14 protein-coding genes are annotated in these 17,805 nt (G+C 62.8%); 4 read left to right on the top strand and 10 right to left on the bottom strand.

Annotated elements, in window-relative coordinates:
* Positions 1-14: 14 nt before the first annotated feature.
* Complete coding sequence (locus tag AC6GQJ_RS01025; RefSeq protein ID WP_500770897.1) at positions 15-599, bottom strand: HNH endonuclease; 585 nt, start codon at positions 597-599, stop codon at positions 15-17.
* 338 nt (positions 600-937) lie between these two features.
* On the opposite strand from AC6GQJ_RS01025, the gene AC6GQJ_RS01020 reads away from it, so the two are divergent.
* Positions 938-1,591: a hypothetical protein gene (locus AC6GQJ_RS01020; RefSeq protein ID WP_500770895.1), complete on the top strand. Its 654-nt coding sequence runs from the start codon at positions 938-940 to the stop codon at positions 1,589-1,591.
* A 1-nt stretch (position 1,592) separates the two neighbouring features.
* On the opposite strand, the gene AC6GQJ_RS01015 is transcribed toward AC6GQJ_RS01020, so the two are convergent.
* The 4 genes from AC6GQJ_RS01015 to AC6GQJ_RS01000 are packed head-to-tail and all read right to left on the bottom strand — an operon-like array spanning position 1,593 to position 4,195.
* Entirely contained in the window at positions 1,593-2,207 is a 615-nt protein-coding gene (locus AC6GQJ_RS01015) for a hypothetical protein (protein WP_500770893.1), read from the bottom strand.
* Between the two features lie 4 nt (positions 2,208-2,211).
* Positions 2,212-2,877, bottom strand: coding sequence for an alpha/beta hydrolase (locus tag AC6GQJ_RS01010; RefSeq protein WP_500770891.1), 666 nt, complete (start codon positions 2,875-2,877; stop codon positions 2,212-2,214).
* Positions 2,874-3,506 carry a DNA-3-methyladenine glycosylase family protein gene (locus tag AC6GQJ_RS01005; protein ID WP_500770889.1) on the bottom strand — a complete coding sequence of 211 codons (633 nt, stop codon included), beginning with the start codon at positions 3,504-3,506 and terminating at the stop codon, positions 2,874-2,876. Before AC6GQJ_RS01005 ends, AC6GQJ_RS01010 begins: the two co-directional genes overlap by 4 nt.
* Positions 3,503-4,195 (bottom strand): precorrin-6A/cobalt-precorrin-6A reductase, encoded by a 693-nt coding sequence (locus AC6GQJ_RS01000; protein ID WP_500770887.1) that lies wholly within the window; start codon positions 4,193-4,195, stop codon positions 3,503-3,505. The genes AC6GQJ_RS01005 and AC6GQJ_RS01000 overlap by 4 nt, the downstream gene beginning before the upstream one ends.
* 100 nt (positions 4,196-4,295) lie before the next feature.
* Between AC6GQJ_RS01000 and AC6GQJ_RS00995 the strand changes: the two genes are divergently transcribed.
* Positions 4,296-5,507 (top strand): MFS transporter, encoded by a 1,212-nt coding sequence (locus AC6GQJ_RS00995; protein ID WP_500773986.1) that lies wholly within the window; start codon positions 4,296-4,298, stop codon positions 5,505-5,507.
* Here the strand turns inward: AC6GQJ_RS00995 and AC6GQJ_RS00990 are convergent.
* From AC6GQJ_RS00990 to cysS, 3 genes are all read right to left on the bottom strand, one after another.
* Positions 5,504-6,271 (bottom strand): squalene/phytoene synthase family protein, encoded by a 768-nt coding sequence (locus tag AC6GQJ_RS00990; protein WP_500770885.1) that lies wholly within the window; start codon positions 6,269-6,271, stop codon positions 5,504-5,506. The genes AC6GQJ_RS00995 and AC6GQJ_RS00990 overlap by 4 nt on opposite strands.
* 31 nt (positions 6,272-6,302) lie before the next feature.
* Entirely contained in the window at positions 6,303-7,922 is a 1,620-nt protein-coding gene (gene cimA, locus AC6GQJ_RS00985) for a citramalate synthase (protein WP_500770883.1), read from the bottom strand.
* A 73-nt stretch (positions 7,923-7,995) separates the two neighbouring features.
* The gene (cysS, locus tag AC6GQJ_RS00980; RefSeq protein WP_500770881.1) at positions 7,996-9,441 is read right to left on the bottom strand and encodes a cysteine--tRNA ligase; all 1,446 of its coding nucleotides are present in this window, start codon (positions 9,439-9,441) and stop codon (positions 7,996-7,998) included.
* Between the two features lie 349 nt (positions 9,442-9,790).
* Here cysS and AC6GQJ_RS00975 point away from each other — a divergent pair, with 349 nt between their 5' ends.
* Positions 9,791-10,963 (top strand): pyridoxal phosphate-dependent aminotransferase, encoded by a 1,173-nt coding sequence (locus AC6GQJ_RS00975; protein ID WP_500770878.1) that lies wholly within the window; start codon positions 9,791-9,793, stop codon positions 10,961-10,963.
* 60 nt (positions 10,964-11,023) lie between these two features.
* Here AC6GQJ_RS00975 and AC6GQJ_RS00970 read toward each other — a convergent pair whose 3' ends face one another.
* Positions 11,024-11,623 (bottom strand): outer membrane protein, encoded by a 600-nt coding sequence (locus AC6GQJ_RS00970; protein WP_500770876.1) that lies wholly within the window; start codon positions 11,621-11,623, stop codon positions 11,024-11,026.
* A 384-nt stretch (positions 11,624-12,007) separates the two neighbouring features.
* Between AC6GQJ_RS00970 and AC6GQJ_RS00965 the strand changes: the two genes are divergently transcribed.
* Positions 12,008-13,558 carry a trimethylamine methyltransferase family protein gene (locus AC6GQJ_RS00965; protein ID WP_500770874.1) on the top strand — a complete coding sequence of 517 codons (1,551 nt, stop codon included), beginning with the start codon at positions 12,008-12,010 and terminating at the stop codon, positions 13,556-13,558.
* A gap of 457 nt (positions 13,559-14,015) precedes the next feature.
* Here the strand turns inward: AC6GQJ_RS00965 and AC6GQJ_RS00960 are convergent, their stop codons facing one another.
* Positions 14,016-17,678 carry a vitamin B12-dependent ribonucleotide reductase gene (locus AC6GQJ_RS00960; RefSeq protein ID WP_500770872.1) on the bottom strand — a complete coding sequence of 1,221 codons (3,663 nt, stop codon included), beginning with the start codon at positions 17,676-17,678 and terminating at the stop codon, positions 14,016-14,018.
* Positions 17,679-17,805: the final 127 nt, after the last annotated feature.

Below are 17,805 nucleotides of genomic sequence, written 5' to 3'. Positions count from 1 at the left end.
CAAAGGCAGCGCGCTTACGCCTCCAGTTCGGCATCCCAATAGAGGAAATCCATCCAGCTGTCGTGCAGGTGGTTGGGCGGGAACTTGCGGCCCATATTGCGCAACTCTTCGGCGCGGGGCTGACGTGGCGGTTTGCGCAGCGCCATGCCCGTGCGGTGCAGCGGTTTTGACCCCTTGTGCAGATTGCACGGGCTACAGGCGGCCACCACGTTTTGCCAACTGGTGACGCCCCCGCTGGCCCGTGGCACCACGTGGTCAAAGGTCAGATCCCCCTTCGCCCCGCAATACTGGCAGCGGAATTCGTCCCTTAAAAATAAATTAAAGCGCGTGAAGGCCACGCGCTTTTGAGGTTTGACATAATCTTTGAGGACAACAACCGACGGTATCCTGATTTCCGTGCTCGGGCTTCGGACGACCTCGTCATATTCGGCAACGATATCAACCCGATCCAGCCATGCCGCCTTGACCGCCTCCTGCCATGGCCACAGCGACAGCGGGTAATAGCTTAACGGTCGGTAATCGGCATTCAGCACCAAGGCAGGGTGCTGTTTCAACGCAGTCGGGCTGCGTACAAACTCAGTTCTGAAATCGGCATTCATCAAACCATGCTCCGTCCGCTACGGTCTGCCCCAAGGCACCAGAGCGGGGGACCCGCCCCAGATTTAACAGCGACTATATCTAGTGGAATGCGTTCTGCAAGACTTGTTGGCGCCACGATATGTCGCGTGCAGTTTAATTACGCTTTGTGACCCTCATATGACGCATTCCGCATCAGTCAGCGCCCTTGGGCCGCATGGACGGGTCGCGGGCAAAGGTAAGGAATACATCACTCGACGCAAATGGCAGGCGGGTGCAGTATCACGGCATAATTCAAGTCACAGTTTATGTTCCAATACCGCATCCCAGCGGCTCATTCATCCCAGAACCGGAGGCCATCATGCCCGCCCTTCCCACACCCGCCCCAGCCCCCGTCCCGCACCGCCGCGCGGCGATGTTCGAGGCGCTGGCAGGCGAAAGGCCGGATGCGCAAGGCTATGATCCCGAGGCCGACGCCTTTGTCTATGTGGATCGCACATGGGTGACGCTTTGGTATGACCCCGATCACAGTGTGCGGTCCCAATGTGGCGGCATGATCGCCTATCGTGCCATCACCACCACGGGCGATCTGCTGTGGTATGTGGCCCCTGCGGGCGAGGCACCCGTGTACCACGCCCAATGCGCCGACCCTTACGAGGCGATTGAACACGCCACTGTCGCCCTTGGGGCGCAAGGTGATCTGAACCGTCGCTGGATGCATATCGAACGTGTGGCACAGGATTTGCGTGCAGGCCGTGCGCGGTTCGACGTGACATGGGCCGATGCCCGCACGGCGCAGGTGGCCCCTGTCGGGTTTCGCGCATTGATGGCTCTTACGGGGGTCTGCGGCACACCGCGCCTGTCGGGCCGTGTGGCAGCGATGTTGATGAAACTGGACCCGTCAATGGGCCACATCATCTATGCGGCATGGTTGCGCGCCCAGGGCGTCGATACACCGACCATCACCGCGACACAGCCCAAAGCGCCCCGCGCGCCCTACGCCGCCATTTGTTAGGTCAGGGCTGCTCGGCCATGTCCGCGACGCTGGTCCAGCCCTTGGCCTTGCACTGCTTCCACCGTGCATCCTCGCGCGCATTGGCGTCTTGGAAGGCCTTCCCGTTATGGGCAAAGCGCGCCAGATCATGCACCGTCATGGCAAAACAGAACGGCCCCAGCGTGTCCAACGCGGCCTGCGTGGCCAGCACGACCAGCACTTTGTTCTGCGCACCGTCCGAGGCGGACAGGTCCGCCTCAAACCACGTGGCGCTGGTCAGGTCGGTCTTCGTCTCGGTCTGTTTGCGGATCACGGGCGCAAGGTCATGATTGTCGAGCGTGCGGAACGCATCCCAATCCTTGCGCACCATCACATAGGAATCAAGGTCCACCAGCCTGCGCGGCGTGGCCCCTTTGTCCAAGGCGCCAACCCCAGTATCCAGCGCATCCAGCGACTGGCGGAACGTATCAGGCACCTGCCCGTCCACATAAAGAACGATGGGCCGGTCCAGCGTACTTTCCAGCGCGACCAGCGTTGGTGGTGGATTGAAATACGCGTCGGCACGGTCACGGGTCAGCAAAAACGCCGATCCCGCCAGCCCCGCAGCCACAGCCCCGAAAATCAAAAACGACCGCAAATTATCAAAGTCCCAATTTATCTCGCATAAATGCCAGCGCAACGCTCAGCCCGTCTTGTGCAATACCGTGGGCTGTGCCTTCCATAACGTGCGCGTAAACGTCTTTCCAGCCCGCCTCTTGCAGGGCCTCTGCGGCCTGCGGCAGGGATTGCGGCGGCACCACATCGTCCTGATCGCCGTGGATCAACAGAACCGGCGGGCGGCTGACCACTTCGTCGGCCAGAACTTCTGGGTTCAGCAGACGGCCCGAGAACGCGACGATACCCGCCAGTTCGTCCTCACGACGCGGGGCCACATGCAGCGCCATCATCGTGCCTTGGGAAAAGCCCAGCAACACAACCTGTTCGGGCAGCACGTCCTCGTCCACCATCAGCGCATCAAGGAAGGCGTTCAGATCCTCGGCTGCCGCGTTCAAGCCGCGCTCGGCCTCTTCCTCGCTGCTACCGTCGATCCACGGGATCGGGAACCACTGATAGCCCCCCGCATAGCCCGGGATCGCCTCGGGCGCGTCGGGGGCTACGAACAGCGTGTCAGGCAGGTGTTCGGCCAGCGGATCGGCCAGCCCCAACAGGTCCGCGCCATTCGCGCCATAGCCGTGCAACAGCACCACGATAGAGCGGAGTTCGCCCGAATGCGGCTCAACCCGACCTGCTTGCAAAACCCGTGTCATAAAATCCCCTCTCGCCCTTTGTTCAGGCGGTAATAGGTAAAGAAAAGCCGCGCCGCAACTGCCCGCCACGGGCGCCAGTCCTGTGCCATTTCGCGCAGGGCCTTTTCCTTGGGCCGCTCGGGCAGATCAAAGATCAATTTCGCCGCCTCTTGCAATGCCAGATCACCCGGTGCGAACACATCCGCCCGCCCGAGCGCGAACATTGCATAAATTTCCGCCGTCCAGACGCCGATGCCTTTGACGGCTGTCAGGGTGGCGATGATCTCGGCGTCAGGGGCGAGGCGCAGGGCGTCGTAATCAATGCCCGCCTGGGCCAGTGCCAGCGCATAGGCGATCTTTTGACGGCTGAGGCCCGCGGCGCGCAAACCGTCTTCTCCGGCTTGCAGGACGGGGTCCGGCGCGGTCAGGCCCGCGCTTTCCAGCCGCGCCCAGATGGCCGCGGCAGAGGCAGTGCTGACCTGCTGGCCGATAATCGCGTTGAGCAGCGCGGCAAACCCGTCCGGTCGACGGCGCAGCGGCAATGGCCCCGTCTGCGCCACAGCACGTGCAAGGGCCGGATCGCGTGCGGCCAGCCATGCGGCGCCTTCGGCCACATCCGCCTCCGTCTGGATGATCCGCCCGACGCTCACAATCCGCTGACCCAGCGTGCCACATCCCGTTCATCGCGCAGCAGCGTTGCCTCGGGTCGCTGTGGCGGGCGCACCAGAACCGCTGGCAGGCCAAGCATCCGCGCCGCCGCGAGTTTGGGAAAGCTGCCCGTGCCTCCGATATTGCGCGCAAGGATCACGTCGATGCGCAGGTCTTGGAACAGGGCCGCTTCCTCCACCGGATCAAACGGCGCATCACCAAAGACAAAGCGGCAATTGTCATGGCCCGTGGGATCGTCATGGCGGCTAAGCTGGCGCAGAAAGACCGGCCCGTCATGGCGCGCCAGCACCGGCAGGCTGTCCCGCCCCGTGGCGGCAAACACCCGCGCCCCTGCGGGCAAGGCCATCAATGCTTCCTCGACACTGTCGACCTCCTCCCATCTGTCACCACCCTGTGCGACCCATGGGGCACGAGCCACCCGCGCCAGCGGCACCTGCGGGCAGCGTACCACCGCCTGCGCGCAGGTTTCAGTGTCAAAGGCGTGGGTCACATCCAGCAGCCCGTCGATGTCACGCGGCACTGCGTCCACCTGTGCGATCCCCATTGCCATCGCCTCATGGCCGCGCGCCCAATAGATCACGGGCCGCGCCGGTGTCTGCGCCAGCCAGCGCACCGCCTCGCGGGTTTCGCGTGCGCCTGCCAGTATTGCGATGCGGGGACCGGTTTTCATGCACGCACACTACCCTGCCCCGCGCCTCGCGCAACCGCTTGTGCAGGAATGCAGAATAGACGCGCTTGTCTCGTCCCCGCCTTCGGGCTACGCCGCTGGGATGAGCGATATTGATGACAGCCGCGCCAAGCGCAACGTAGCCGTTCTGGTCATGGCCCAAGCCATTCTGGGCAGCCAGATGCCGATGATCTTTGTGATCGGAGGGCTGGCGGGGCAATCTCTCGCCTCCAACATCTGCTTTGCCACTTTGCCGATCTCGCTGATCGTGCTGGGGTCGATGATGTCGGCCACGCCGGTGTCGGCGCTGATGCAGCGTTATGGGCGGCGGGCGGGGTTCCTGCTGGGCACGGCAGGCGGGGCGATCGGCGGCGCGGTCGGGGCCTACGGGCTTTATGTGGCGTCGTTCCCGATCTTCCTGTTGGGCAGCTTCCTCACGGGTATCTATATGTCCGCGCAGGGGTTTTACCGGTTTGCCGCGGCCGATACCGCGTCTGACGCGTTCCGTCCCAAGGCGATTTCCTATGTGATGGCAGGTGGCCTTATGTCCGCCCTGATCGGGCCGCAACTGGTGAAATTCACCGCTGATGCCTATGTGATCCCGTTCCTTGGCACCTATCTGGCGGTGATCGCGCTGAACGTGGTCGGATCGCTGCTGTTCCTGTTTATCGACATTCCCAAACCCCCAGTTCCGGCTGTGGACGCGCCCAAGGGCCGCACGCGGTGGGAGCTGCTGACCACGCCGCGCATCGCGGTCGCGGTGATCTGCGCCATGGTGTCCTATGCGCTGATGAACCTCGTGATGACCTCGACCCCGCTGGCGGTTGTGGGCTGCGGCTTTGACAAGAATATCGCAGCCGATGTGGTCACGGGCCACGTGCTGGCGATGTTCGCGCCGTCCTTCTTTACCGGCCACCTGATTGCGCGTTTCGGGGTCGAGCGGATCATGGGCCTTGGCATTGCCATTCTTGGCCTTGCGGGCGCGGTCGCACTGGCGGGCGTGGCACTGCCGAACTTCTTTGTGGCGCTGGTCCTGCTGGGGCTGGGCTGGAACTTCGGCTTTATCGGCGCGACCACGATGCTGGCTGGCGCACACGCCCCGCACGAACGCGGGCGCATGCAGGGGCTGAACGATCTACTGGTATTTGGCGGCGTGACGCTGGCATCGCTGGCGTCAGGCGGGTTGATGAACTGTTCCGGCGGCTCGGCGGTACAGGGCTGGGCGGCGGTCAATATCGCCATGGTGCCCTTCCTGCTGCTCGCCGGTGGCGCGCTGTTCTGGCTGGTGCGGCGTGACCGCCGCGTCGCTTCCTAAAGCGCCAGTCGTCCCGTCAGCGCACTGGTGGCAAGGCGGAACGGCGTGAGCGTATTTGCAAGCCGCCCCTCGCCAACCGCACTTGGGTCGCGTATCACCTGATCCAGTGTTTTGCGCGCCCCGATGGCGGGCCACAGAGCGGCTCGCGCGGCCTTTGGCACCCGTGGCACCACAAGGCGCGCTTTGGCTTGCGCGGCAAGGGCCGCAACCCCCGCGTCCGTCCCGTCCAGCAGCGGAATACGCCCTGCCGAGACCAGCGCAGGCACCGCCCGCAAAAACGCCGCAACCCCTGCCCCATAGGCCAGATTGCGCACGTCAGCCTCACACGCCGCAGGCGCGCCAAGGGCCGCACAGGCGGTCCACATCAAATGCCCTGCCGTCTGGTCGATATAGGCATCCAGATGCGTGGCGTCCTCGAACGCATCGCGGTAAATGTCCCACCGCCGCGCCGCCACGCTTTCGTCAAGCTGCTCGGCCTGCGCGGTGCTCAGCACCTCGGCCAGCGGGGTTGTCACCTCGTGTTTGCGCACCGCTTTGCCCTGGGCGATTTCCTCAAGCGCGTCGCGCCACCATTGCAGGCGCATCTCTGCGATCATCGCCTCTTTGGTGACCCATGGCGCGCGCGAGACTTCGACATTCATCGCATAGATCGGGAACAGCACAGGGCGCGCCTCGACCGGCGCGGCCATCACCGTGCGAAACCGGTCGGGATCACCCTTTTCCACCAGCACGGCGCAGGCTGTCACCTCGGCGCTGAAACTCATGCGCAGCACCCGTGCAACGGACGCGCACGCATCAGCATGTCACACCGTCCTGCACCAACTTCCAGCGCACCGCATCCAGCAACGCCTCGAAACTCGCATCCACAAGGTTGGCCGACACGCCCACCGTGGACCAGCGCCGCCCCTGCCCGTCCTCACTGTCGATGATGACGCGGGTGACCGCCTCGGTCCCGCCTTGGGTGATCCGCACCTTGAAGTCGACCAGCCGGATATCCTCGACATTCTGCTGGTAGCGACCAAGATCCTTGGCCAGCGCCTTGGACAGCGCGTTGACGGGGCCGCGATCCGTGCCCTGTTCGTCCATAGATTCCGACACCGACAGGCGCTTTTCCCCATCCACCTTCAGAACCACAACCGCCTCGGACAGCGACACCATCTTGTTGCGCTTGTTTTTGCGCCGCTCGATCGTGACGCGATAACGTTTGACCTCGAAAAACTCGGGCAACAGCCCCAGTTCGGCCCGCGCCAGCAGTTCGAACGACGCCTGCGCGGTATCATAGCTATAGCCATCGGCCTCGCGCGCCTTGATCTGGTCCAGAATGCGGGCCAGCGCGGGATCCTTGGGCGCGACCTTGAGGCCCATTTCCACCAGACGCTTGCGCAGGTTCGACTGCCCCGCCTGATTGGACATGGGAATGATGCGCGCATTGCCCACCGCCGCAGGGTCGATATGTTCGTAGGTCGACGGATCCTTGAGGATCGCCGAGGCATGCAGCCCCGCCTTGTGCGCAAAGGCCGACGCCCCGACAAAACCCGCCTGCTTTTGCGGCACACGGTTCAGGATATCGTCCAGCATTCGCGACGTGCGCGTGAGGTTCTGCAACGCCTCGCGGGTCACCCCCGTCTGGAATTGCGACGCATAGGGTTCCTTGAGCAGCAGGATCGGGATCAGCGCCGTCAGGTTCGCATTGCCACAGCGTTCACCCAAACCGTTCAGCGTGCCCTGGATCTGGCGCGCGCCCGCATCGACCGCCGCCAAGGATCCGGCAACCGCCTGTTCAGTGTCGTTATGGGTGTGGATGCCAAGGCGCGTGCCATCAATCCCGCTGTCGATCACCGCGCGTGTGATCCGGTGGATATCGGCGGGCAAGGTGCCACCGTTGGTATCGCACAGCGCGATCCAGCGCGCCCCCGCGTCATAGGCCGCATGGATTGCCTGCAACGCATAGTCGGGGTTGGACGCATAACCGTCAAAGAAATGTTCGGCATCGAAAATCGCCTCGCGCCCCTGCGCCACGATATGGGCAAAGCTGGCCGCGATATTGTCGGTGTTCTGTTCCAGCTTGATGCCAAGGGCGGTCTTGACGTGGAATTCGTGCGTCTTGCCCACAAGGCAAACCGCAGGCGTACCCGCATTCAGCACCGCCGCCAGCACATCGTCATTCTCGGCACTGATACCGGCGCGCTTGGTCATACCAAAGGCGGTAAAGGTCGCGCGCATCGACGGCGCGTCCTCGAAAAAGGCGCTGTCGGTCGGGTTCGCCCCGGGCCAGCCGCCTTCGATATAGTCCACGCCAAGTGTGTCGAGCGCGGTCGCAATCTGCTGCTTGTCGCTGGTGGAAAACTGCACCCCTTGGGTCTGTTGCCCATCGCGCAGGGTCGTGTCGAATAGGCAAAGCGCTTCTTTAGTCATGCCGCACGTCCTTTGCAGAAGTCACGTCGGCCGTGGCGCGGACGGTCAGGCGTTGGCCCAGTGTTAGTGCAAGTCATCTAAGCGCCTCCAGTTTCGAAGGATCGAAATCCGGCCCCGGCACCCATGTCGCACCACCGCCCACATCCGTCACCTGCACACCAACGGCGTTCAGCACATCGCGCACGCGATCCGCCTCGCCCCAATCCTTGGCCGCACGCGCGGCCGAGCGTTGTTCAAGCAGCCCGTCAATCGCCGCGACAACCCAGTCTTCCAGCGCGTCGTTCTGCGCGGGGGACAGATCAAGACTGTCCCAATCGCTCACCAGCCCGAGGGTTTCCAGCGCATGGGCCATGGGGGCAAGCCCCTCTGCCGTGTGCGCCTTGGCCAGCACATGCAACCGCGCCAACGCCCCGGGCGTGTTCAGATCGTTGCCAAGCGCGCCCATGAACTCCGTGTCACCGGCCCATCGACCCGCGTCGCGCAGACGGTCCACCATCTTGGATGAATAGCCATGCTTTTGCAGGATCGTGAACCAGCCGGTCAGGGTCTTATCCGCCTCTGCCCGCTTCTTCTCCGTCCAGTCCATCGGCTTGCGGTAATGGGTGCTCAGCATCACGAAACGGATCACCTCGCCCGACACGCCCTGCTCCAGCAGGTCGCGCACGGTGAAGAAGTTGCCCAAGGACTTGGACATCTTCTTGCCCTCGACCTGCAACATCTCGTTATGCATCCACACATTCGCAAACCCATGTCCGGCACAGCGCGACTGGGCAATCTCGTTCTCGTGGTGGGGGAATTGCAGATCGTTGCCGCCGCCATGGATGTCGAACCGGTCGCCCAGCAATTCATAGGCCATGGCCGAGCATTCGATATGCCAGCCCGGCCGTCCCCGCCCCCAAGGCGACTCCCATCCCGGCAGGTCATCGTCCGACGGTTTCCATAGGACAAAATCCATCGGGTCTTCCTTGTACGGGGCCACCTCGACCCGCGCACCGGCGATCATGTCATCGACCGACCGCCCCGACAGCGCGCCATAGGCCTCGTATTCGCGCACCCGAAACAGGACATGGCCCGCATTCTCATAGGCAAAGCCCTTGTCGATCAGGTCCGAAATCATGTCGACCATCTGCGCAATATAGGCGGTCGCGCGCGGCATGGCGCGCTGGTGCGACCCGCCCTTGATCGACGGCTCAAGCGCGCCAATGGCGGCCATGTCGTCCAGAAACCACTGCGCGGTCTCGGTGGTGATCTCAGAAATCGACCGCCCGCTTTCAGCCGCCCGCGCGTTGATCTTGTCATCCACATCCGTGAAGTTGCGCACATAGGTGACATGCTCCGCCCCGTATTCATGGCGCAACAGGCGATAAAGCACATCAAACACCACCACAGGGCGCGCATTGCCCAGATGCGCACGGTCATAGACCGTAGGCCCGCAGACATACATGCGCACGTCCTGCGCATCGATGGGCGCAAAGGGCTCCTTGCGACGGGTGGCGGTGTTGTAAAGTGAGATGGTCATGGGGCAAGCCTCGCAAAGGGTTGGCGCGGGACTATCAATTCTGGGATGTCATGGAAACAAAGAACCGAACCGCGCAAAAGGGCGTTTCAGCAGATAATGCAGCCAATGATGCAAAGGATCCGGTTCATGCGTTACCGCTAGCGCGGAGTGACGCAGCGGGTCAAGCCACTTCGCCCCCGTCGCACCACCCCGTCCCCTTCTCTGTTCAAAAAAATCCCGGGGGAGGCGCAGCCGGGGGCAGAGCCCCCTCATCATCACAACCTGCACCTCCCCAGATTGACAAAGCACCATCGCTCTGCGCCCTTGACCCCGAAATCCGAATACCCAAGGACGAAAGCAGGAGGCCCGCGTGACCCTATCCACCCGCATCACAACCCTGACAGGCGGCGGCTCTGATGGCTGGGACGTGTTCCTCAAGGCGCGCCGCATGATCGCCGACGGCACGCCCGTGACCGAACTGACCATCGGCGAACACGATATCCGCACGGCCGCGCCTGTGTTGCAGGACATGCACCGCAGCGCCATGGGCGGGCATACGGGCTATGCCATGGTGCCGGGAACGGACGCATTGCGCGACACGGTTGCCGCGCGGGTGCAGGCGCGCACCGGCGTGCCGACCAGCCGCGACAACGTCCTGATCACGCCCGGTGGCCAATCGGCCCTGTTCGCTGCCCATGCCGCCGCCTGTGATCCCGGTGATACGGCGCTGTACGTTGATCCCTATTACGCCACCTACCCCGGAACGATCCGCGGCGTTTCGGCCATTCCGCTGGCGATCCCGACCCGCGCCGAGGATGCATTCCAGCCCCGCACCGCCGATATTGCCCGCGTCGCGGATGGGGCGCGCTCGCTCCTGATCAACACGCCCAACAACCCGACAGGCACGGTCTACGGGCGCGACACGCTGGATGGTATCGCGCAGGTCTGTCAGGATCACGACCTTTGGCTGATCTCGGACGAAGTCTATGACACGCAGGTCTGGGAGGGCGCGCACCTCAGCCCCCGCGCCCTGCCCGATATGGCACAGCGCACACTGGTGATCGGCTCCATGTCGAAAAGCCACGCGATGACCGGATCGCGCTGTGGCTGGGTCGTCGGCCCGCAGGACGCCATCGCCCATATGATCACCTTCGCCACCCACACAACCTATGGCGTGCCCGGCTTTATTCAGGATGCAAGCTGCTTTGCCCTGTCCCAAGGACCGGCGTTCGAGGCAGAGATCGCCGCCCCTTTCCAACGCCGCCGCGCCATCGCGCAGCAGGTGCTGGCCGCACAGAACGTGGTGAAGGCCATTCCGGCGCAGGGCGCCATGTATATCATGCTGGATATCCGTGCGACGGGCATGTCGGGCGATGATTTTGCCGACGCGCTGCTGGATGCGGAACATATCGCCGTGATGCCGGGGGAAAGCTTTGGCACGGCGGCAGCGGGCCATATCCGCGTCGCCATGACGATTGAGGACAGCGCCTTTGCGCGCGCACTGGAAACGCTGTGCCGGTTCGCTGCGGCACGGGCCGCCTAAAACAAAAATGGCGCGGGGCATCGCCATGCCCCGCGCCATCGTGACAGTCACCAACAGTGCTTAGAAGCGGACGGAACCGCGCACTGTCAGGGTTGTCGCATCCGCGTCTACACCGGAACCTGCAACGTTGTTGAAGTCATGCTCCAGCAATTCGGCACCGACGGTGTAACGCTCGTCGATCTTGTAGGTCGCACCGATACCGTAGAACCCGCCGGATTCGGACCCAAGCGATGTGTCCACTTCGGCCACACCGGCGGTGAAATAGGCCAGTGTCGGGCCGAAATCGTAACCGGCTTTCAGCTTCAGGCGTGCAACACTGTCGACATCTGCGGCACCGTTCAGGTCGATATTGGCGTCGTCATAGTCGATCTCGCCACCCAGCACGAAGGTGCCGAAGTCATAGTCGTAGCCCAAGTGGACACCGTAAAGTTCGCCGTCACCATCGGCGGCACCCGTGCCATTCACGTCGCCATAGCCCAGTTGAATACCGGCATAGCCGCCTGTCCAGTCATCGCCATAGGACACGATCGCAGGTGCTGGGGGTGCTGTTGGCGCAACCGGATCAGCGGCAGGCGCGTCCATGCTGCCGGCAAGGGCTGGCACACCGGCCAGTGCGATAAGGCTGGCACTCACGCTTGTACGTAGGAATGTCTTGGTCATTTGTCTGCTCCTTCATTTCATAGGCGCGGCAGTTCACGGGCCGCTTGGCAGAGAGGTGGGGCCGACACGCCCAACCTTCCAGACACGAAATTGTGCTTTCACTTCGACCGGCAAATCCTTGCCACCCCAGACAAATCCTTTGCGCGAGGCTCCGCTTGCGCGGAGTCGCAAATGGAACAGACAGGCTGAAACCGGCGCAGCACCATGGGCGATAGGAAAGGTTCCGCACATTGGGGAAGGTGTGCCTTGCAGGAAACGCGCAGCATAATCGCTCTGGTCACCCGCACCATCGGGGCAGAGCGCGGGCGCGCCGCGCGCGGGCGTCCTGACCGATTCCAGATCGCCGCCCGCCTGCCCTTTCCCTTCTGATCCGGAACCACGCCCATGAACGAACTTTCCCCCAAACCCCGCAGCGGCGGACGCGCAGCGCGCCGTGCCGCCCGTGCCGCGCCATTGGCCGCGCATCTGCGCCCGATCCGTGCAGGTATGACCGGCGGCACACTCAACCCGCTAAGTGCTGTGCAGGTCGAACAGTTGCACACCGCCGCACTGGACGCGCTGGAAACCATCGGCCTTGCCGACGCGCCCCCCAGCGGCATCGACTACCTGACCGGCGCGGGTGCGATATTGGGGGATGACGGGCGCATCCGTTTCCCCCGCGCCTTGGTCGAGGACACGATTGCGCGCGCCAACCGCTCGATGACCCTGTGCGCCCGCGATCCGGCCCATGATCTGGAACTGTCGGGCGCGCGCGTCCACTACGGCACCGCAGGCGCGGCGGTGAACCTGGTCGAAGTGGACGGCGCAACCTACCGCGAAAGCACCACGCAAGACCTGTTTGACGCCGCCCGCATTGCCGACACACTCGACAATATCCACTTTGTGCAGCGCCCCATGGTATGTCGCGATGTGACCGATCCGACCGAGCTTGATTACAATTCGATCTATGCCTGCGTGTCCGGTACCACGAAACATATCGGCACCAGCTTTTCCGGCCCCGAATGTGTCGCGCCGTCCATCGAGATGCTGCACATGATGGCAGGGGGCGAAGCCGCGTGGCGCGCCCGCCCTTTCGTGTCGAACTCGAACTGCTTTGTTGTTCCGCCGATGAAATTCGCCACCGAAAGCTGTCAGGTGATGGAGCTGTGCATCAAGGCAGGCATGCCCGTTCTGCTGCTGTCGGCGGGTATGGCGGGGGCCACTGCCCCGTCCACCATCGCAGGGGCCATCGTGCAGGCCACGGCGGAATGTCTGGCCGGATTGGTCTATGTGAACGCCGTCGAGGCCGGCGCGCCCGCCATTTTCGGCACATGGCCCTTCGGCCTTGATCTGCGCACGGGGGCCATGTCCATCGGATCGGGCGAACAGGCGCTGCTGACGGCGGGATGCGGGCAGATGCACCGTTTTTACGACCTGCCCGGTGGCGCGGCGGGCGGTGCATCCGACAGCAAGCTGCCTGACATGCAGGCCGGATGGGAACAGATGTGTTCGAACCTTGCGGCAGGCCTGTCGGGCGTCAACATGGTCTACGAGGCGGCAGGCATGCACGCGTCCCTTCTGGGGTTCTGTCACGAATCCCTGATCCTTGGCGACGACATCATCGGTCAGGCGCTGCGCTGTGTGCGCGGCATCGAAGTCAGCGATGACACCATCGCGCTCGACCAGATGGCGGATGTCTGCATGAACGGCCCCGGCCACTATCTGGGCACGGACCAGACCTTGGCGCGGATGCAAAGCGATTGCGTCTATCCCACCTATGGCAGTCGCACATCGCCAAAAGAATGGGTGGAATTGGGCAAGCCCGACCTGATCGCGCAGGCCACGGCCCGCAAGCTGGACATCCTGTCACAAAAGCCCGCCGCCGCCCTTGATCTGGCGCTGGACGCGGCGTTGCGCGCGCGGTTCAACATCCACCTGCCCCCTTGGGGCGGCTGACCGCCTAGGGTGACAAGCAGTGGCGCGGTCCGTGAGTGGTGCCCGCACGGTCCAGTATGCGCGCAAACCGCGCCCTGCATAGGGAAGAGGTGCAAAAGCGCGCAGTTCGGCAGGCCCTTGCCGATGGCGGGTCGGCGGGCGGGCGTCTTTGCCGAATGGCAAACAGTGCCGCCCGCCGCACCAGAACCATGCGATAAGGCGCGCAGCCTAACACGGAGTCAGCCATCAGATATCGCGGACATAAAAAAGGAGAGCGCGAACGCTCTCCGTTTAGTTTCGCCGTCCAAGCTCAATATGTTAACCGCCCGGTACTTTTTTGCCTGCGGCCTGAACGTCGTCAGGAGCGAACGCATCCGCCCCGGAATAGGTGGGGGAACATAAAGAACAGCCCCACCCGTCTCGTCGGGGACCGGCGTAAACCGGCCCCCTCGCGCCCCTTACCGGGACGCGTAACTCTTTAGCTACACCCAGACGTGCCGCCGCAGGTGTTGCACTTCATGCAGGTGCCGTTGCGCACCAGCGTGTAGTTGCCGCACTCGCCGCAGGCCTCGCCTTCATAGCCCTGCATCTTGGCCTTGGTGCGCGCATCCATGCTGACCGAGCCCGAGGACACAGCCGTGGTTGTGGTGCTGCTGACAGCGACGCCGCCGTTCACGGCCACATCCGGTGCCAGCCCCTGCAAGGACGCGCTTGCGGTGGCCACATCTGTCATACCGCCCTGAAGCACCACCAGATCCTGCGGCATCCGCTTGCGCAGATAGCCTGCCGAGCTGATCTGTTTCAGCACTTCCAGCGATTTCGACGCAGCGCTTTCGCTTAGCTCAGAAACGTTGGTGATGCCTTCCTCCACGCCGCGCCCGATGCTGTCGAACGTTTCGCCTTCGGGTTTGACATGGGCCAGATCGGTACGGTCCAGATAGCTGACGGCCAGTTCGCGGAACACGTAGTCAAGGATCGACGTCGCGTTCTTGATGCTGTCGTTGCCCTGCACCATGCCTGCGGGTTCGAACTTGGTGAAGGTGAACGCGTCCACGAATTCCTCAAGCGGCACGCCATATTGCAGACCAACCGACACCGCGATGGCGAAGTTGTTCATCATGGCGCGGAAACCGGCACCTTCCTTGTGCATGTCGATAAAGATTTCGCCAAGGTTGCCATCTTCGTATTCGCCGGTGCGCAGGTACACTTTGTGCCCGCCCACAATCGCCTTCTGGGTATAGCCCTTGCGGCGTTGCGGCATCTTCTCGCGGTGGCTCTTGATGATCTCCTTGACGATCACCTTTTCGACGATCTTCTCGGCCAGTACCGCCGCCTTTTCAACGGGCGAGCCGCTTTCCAGCACTTCTGCGGCATCGTCATCATCCTCGACCAGCGACGCGGCCAGAGGTTGCGACAGTTTGGAGCCGTCACGGTACAGCGCGTTCGCCTTCACCCCCAGCGACCACGACAGCTCATACGCCTTCTGGCAGTCCTCGATGGTGGCATCGTTGGGCATGTTGATCGTTTTGCTGATCGCACCCGAGATAAAGGACTGCGCAGCGGCCATCATGGTGATGTGGCTGTCAACCTTCAGGAAACGCTTGCCTTTCTTGCCGCACGGGTTGGCGCAGTCGAAGATGTGGTAATGCTCTTCCTTGAGGTGCGGCGCCCCTTCGAGGGTCATGGTGCCGCAGACGTGGTCGTTGGCAGCCTCGATATCGGCTTTCGAGAAGCCCAGCGATTTCAGCAGATCAAAGCTTGGATCGTTCAGCTTGGCGGACGGGATGCCCAGAACGCCGGTGCAGAAATCCTCGCCCAGTGTCCACTGGTTGAACACGAACCGGATATCGAAGGCCGATTCAAGCGCGGCATCGACCTTGGCCAGTTCGTTCGGGCCGAACCCGTGGCCTGCAAGCGATGTGTGGTTGATCGCAGGGCTGTTCCCAATAGAGCCGTGGCCGACAGCATAGCTGACGATCTCTTCGATCTGGGCCGAGCCATAGCCGAGGTTTTCCAGCGCGGCAGGAACCGAGCGGTTGATGATCTTGAAGTAGCCACCACCGGCGAGCTTTTTGAACTTCACGAGGGCGAAGTCAGGCTCGATTCCAGTTGTGTCGCAGTCCATTACCAGACCGATTGTGCCCGTGGGCGCGATCACAGACGTCTGTGCGTTGCGATAGCCGTTGGCCTCGCCCAGTTTCAACGCCTCGTCCCATGTGGATTTGGCAATGTCGACCAGACGCGCATCGGGGCAATTGGCGTGATCCAGCGGCACAGGCTTGACCGACAGTTCCTCGTACCCTTCCGAGCGGCCATAGGCGGCGGTGCGGTGGTTGCGCATCACCCGCAGCATGTGGTCGGCGTTCTTTTTGTAGCCGGGGAATGGACCCAACTCGCCCGCCATCTCGGCAGAGGTGGCGTAGGCAACACCGGTCATGATCGCGGTCAGCGCACCACACAGGGCGCGGCCTTCGTCGCTGTCATAGCCGTGACCCATGTTCATCAGCAGGCCGCCGATGTTGGCATAACCCAGACCCAGCGTGCGGAAGTCATAGGACCGCTGCGCGATTTCCTTGGACGGGAACTGCGCCATCATCACGCTGATTTCCAGCGTCACGGTCCACAAACGGGCGGCGTGCATGTAGTCTTCGACCTGAAACTCGCCGTCCTTGAGGAAGGTCAGCAGGTTCATCGAGGCAAGGTTACAGGCCGTGTCGTCAAGGAACATGTATTCCGAGCACGGGTTAGAGCCGCGGATCGGGCCGTCTGCGGGGCATGTGTGCCAGTCGTTGACGGTGTCGTGGTACTGGATTCCCGGATCGGCGCAAGCCCATGCGGCGTGACCAACCTGTGCCCAAAGATCGCGTGCCTTGACGGTTTTGGTGACCGACCCGTCCACACGGCTGATCAGTTCCCAATCGGCGTCTTTTTCAACAGCCGTCAGGAACGCGTTTGTGACGCGGATCGAGTTGTTGGAGTTCTGGCCCGAGACCGAGTTGTAGGCTTCGGAATCCCAGTCGGTGTCATAGGTCGGGAATTCGATCGACGTGTGGCCCTGCTTGGCATAGTCGAGCACACGTTTCACATATGTTTCGGGAATGGCGACGCGTTTGGCGGCTTTGACCGCCTCTTTCAGTGCGTCGTTCTTCTTGGGGTCATAGGCGTCGTCTTCGGAGCCGTCCCATGCCTTGATCGCGGCGAACAGACCGTTGAGTTTCTCTTCGTGCATCTTGGAACCGGCGACGATGGACGCCACTTTCTGCTCCTCGATCACCTTCCAGTTGATGAAGTCCTCGATATCGGGGTGGTCCGCATCGACGATCACCATCTTGGCCGCACGGCGCGTGGTGCCGCCCGACTTGATCGCGCCCGCCGCGCGGTCACCGATTTTCAGGAAGCCCATCAGGCCCGAGGACTTGCCGCCACCGGACAGCTTTTCGCCCTCGCCGCGCAGGGACGAGAAGTTCGTGCCCGTGCCGGAGCCGTATTTGAACAGGCGCGCCTCGCGGACCCACAGGTCCATGATGCCGCCGTCGTTCACCAGATCGTCGGACACGGACTGGATAAAGCAGGCGTGCGGCTGCGGGTGCTCGTAGGAGGATTTGGATTTGGTCAGCTTGCCGGATTTGTAATCGACATAGTGGTGGCCCTGTGCGGGGCCATCGATGCCATAGGCCCAGTGCAGGCCGGTGTTGAACCACTGCGGGCTGTTGGGTGCGGCGCGCTGTGTCGCCAGCATGTGGCGCATTTCGTCGTAATAGGCTTTGGCGTCTTCTTCGGTGGTGAAATAGCCACCTTTCCAACCCCAATAGGCCCATGCACCAGCCAGTCGGTCAAATACCTGCTTGGAAGACGTCTCGCCCCCCATTTCGGCGTCTGGCGCGGCCTTGGAGCGCCACAGGAACTCGGGAACGTCGGCTTCCTTGATCTTGACCAGCTTGGAGGGCACGCCCGCCTTGCGGAAGTATTTCTGCGCGATGACGTCGCTGGCAACCTGGCTCCACTTGGCGGGAACCTCGACGTTATCAAGACGGAACACGATGGTGCCATCCGGATTGCGGATCTCGGACACGGTGGTCACGAAGTTCAGATCCGCGTAGGCGTCCTGATCGGCTTTGGTGAACTGTCTTTCAATTTTCATCGCGCTGCCTCGTTATTCAGCATGTTTATCGTGTCAGACCCGCCCGACGTTGCGGGGGCCCAAATGGCGTGCTGCACAAGGGGTCAAATACGTCTTCATCGGTCCGGTAAACGCGTTGTCTACCGTG

The organism is Tateyamaria sp. 7Alg 36 (genome assembly GCF_059882455.1).
Note: the sequence above shows the minus strand (reverse complement) of the source record. Positions and strands in the feature narration are given on the sequence as shown.

Coding starts and splice junctions, on each gene's coding strand:
- AC6GQJ_RS00990 (WP_500770885.1), bottom strand. CDS start 6,271: ATGAGTTTCAGCGCCGAGGTGACAGCCTGCGCCGTGCTGGTGGAAAAG.
- cysS (WP_500770881.1), bottom strand. CDS start 9,441: ATGACCATCTCACTTTACAACACCGCCACCCGTCGCAAGGAGCCCTTT.
- AC6GQJ_RS01025 (WP_500770897.1), bottom strand. CDS start 599: ATGAATGCCGATTTCAGAACTGAGTTTGTACGCAGCCCGACTGCGTTG.
- AC6GQJ_RS00960 (WP_500770872.1), bottom strand. CDS start 17,678: ATGAAAATTGAAAGACAGTTCACCAAAGCCGATCAGGACGCCTACGCG.
- AC6GQJ_RS00970 (WP_500770876.1), bottom strand. CDS start 11,623: ATGACCAAGACATTCCTACGTACAAGCGTGAGTGCCAGCCTTATCGCA.
- AC6GQJ_RS01010 (WP_500770891.1), bottom strand. CDS start 2,877: ATGACACGGGTTTTGCAAGCAGGTCGGGTTGAGCCGCATTCGGGCGAA.
- cimA (WP_500770883.1), bottom strand. CDS start 7,922: ATGACTAAAGAAGCGCTTTGCCTATTCGACACGACCCTGCGCGATGGG.
- AC6GQJ_RS00995 (WP_500773986.1), top strand. CDS start 4,296: ATGAGCGATATTGATGACAGCCGCGCCAAGCGCAACGTAGCCGTTCTG.
- AC6GQJ_RS01020 (WP_500770895.1), top strand. CDS start 938: ATGCCCGCCCTTCCCACACCCGCCCCAGCCCCCGTCCCGCACCGCCGC.
- AC6GQJ_RS00965 (WP_500770874.1), top strand. CDS start 12,008: ATGAACGAACTTTCCCCCAAACCCCGCAGCGGCGGACGCGCAGCGCGC.
- AC6GQJ_RS01000 (WP_500770887.1), bottom strand. CDS start 4,195: ATGAAAACCGGTCCCCGCATCGCAATACTGGCAGGCGCACGCGAAACC.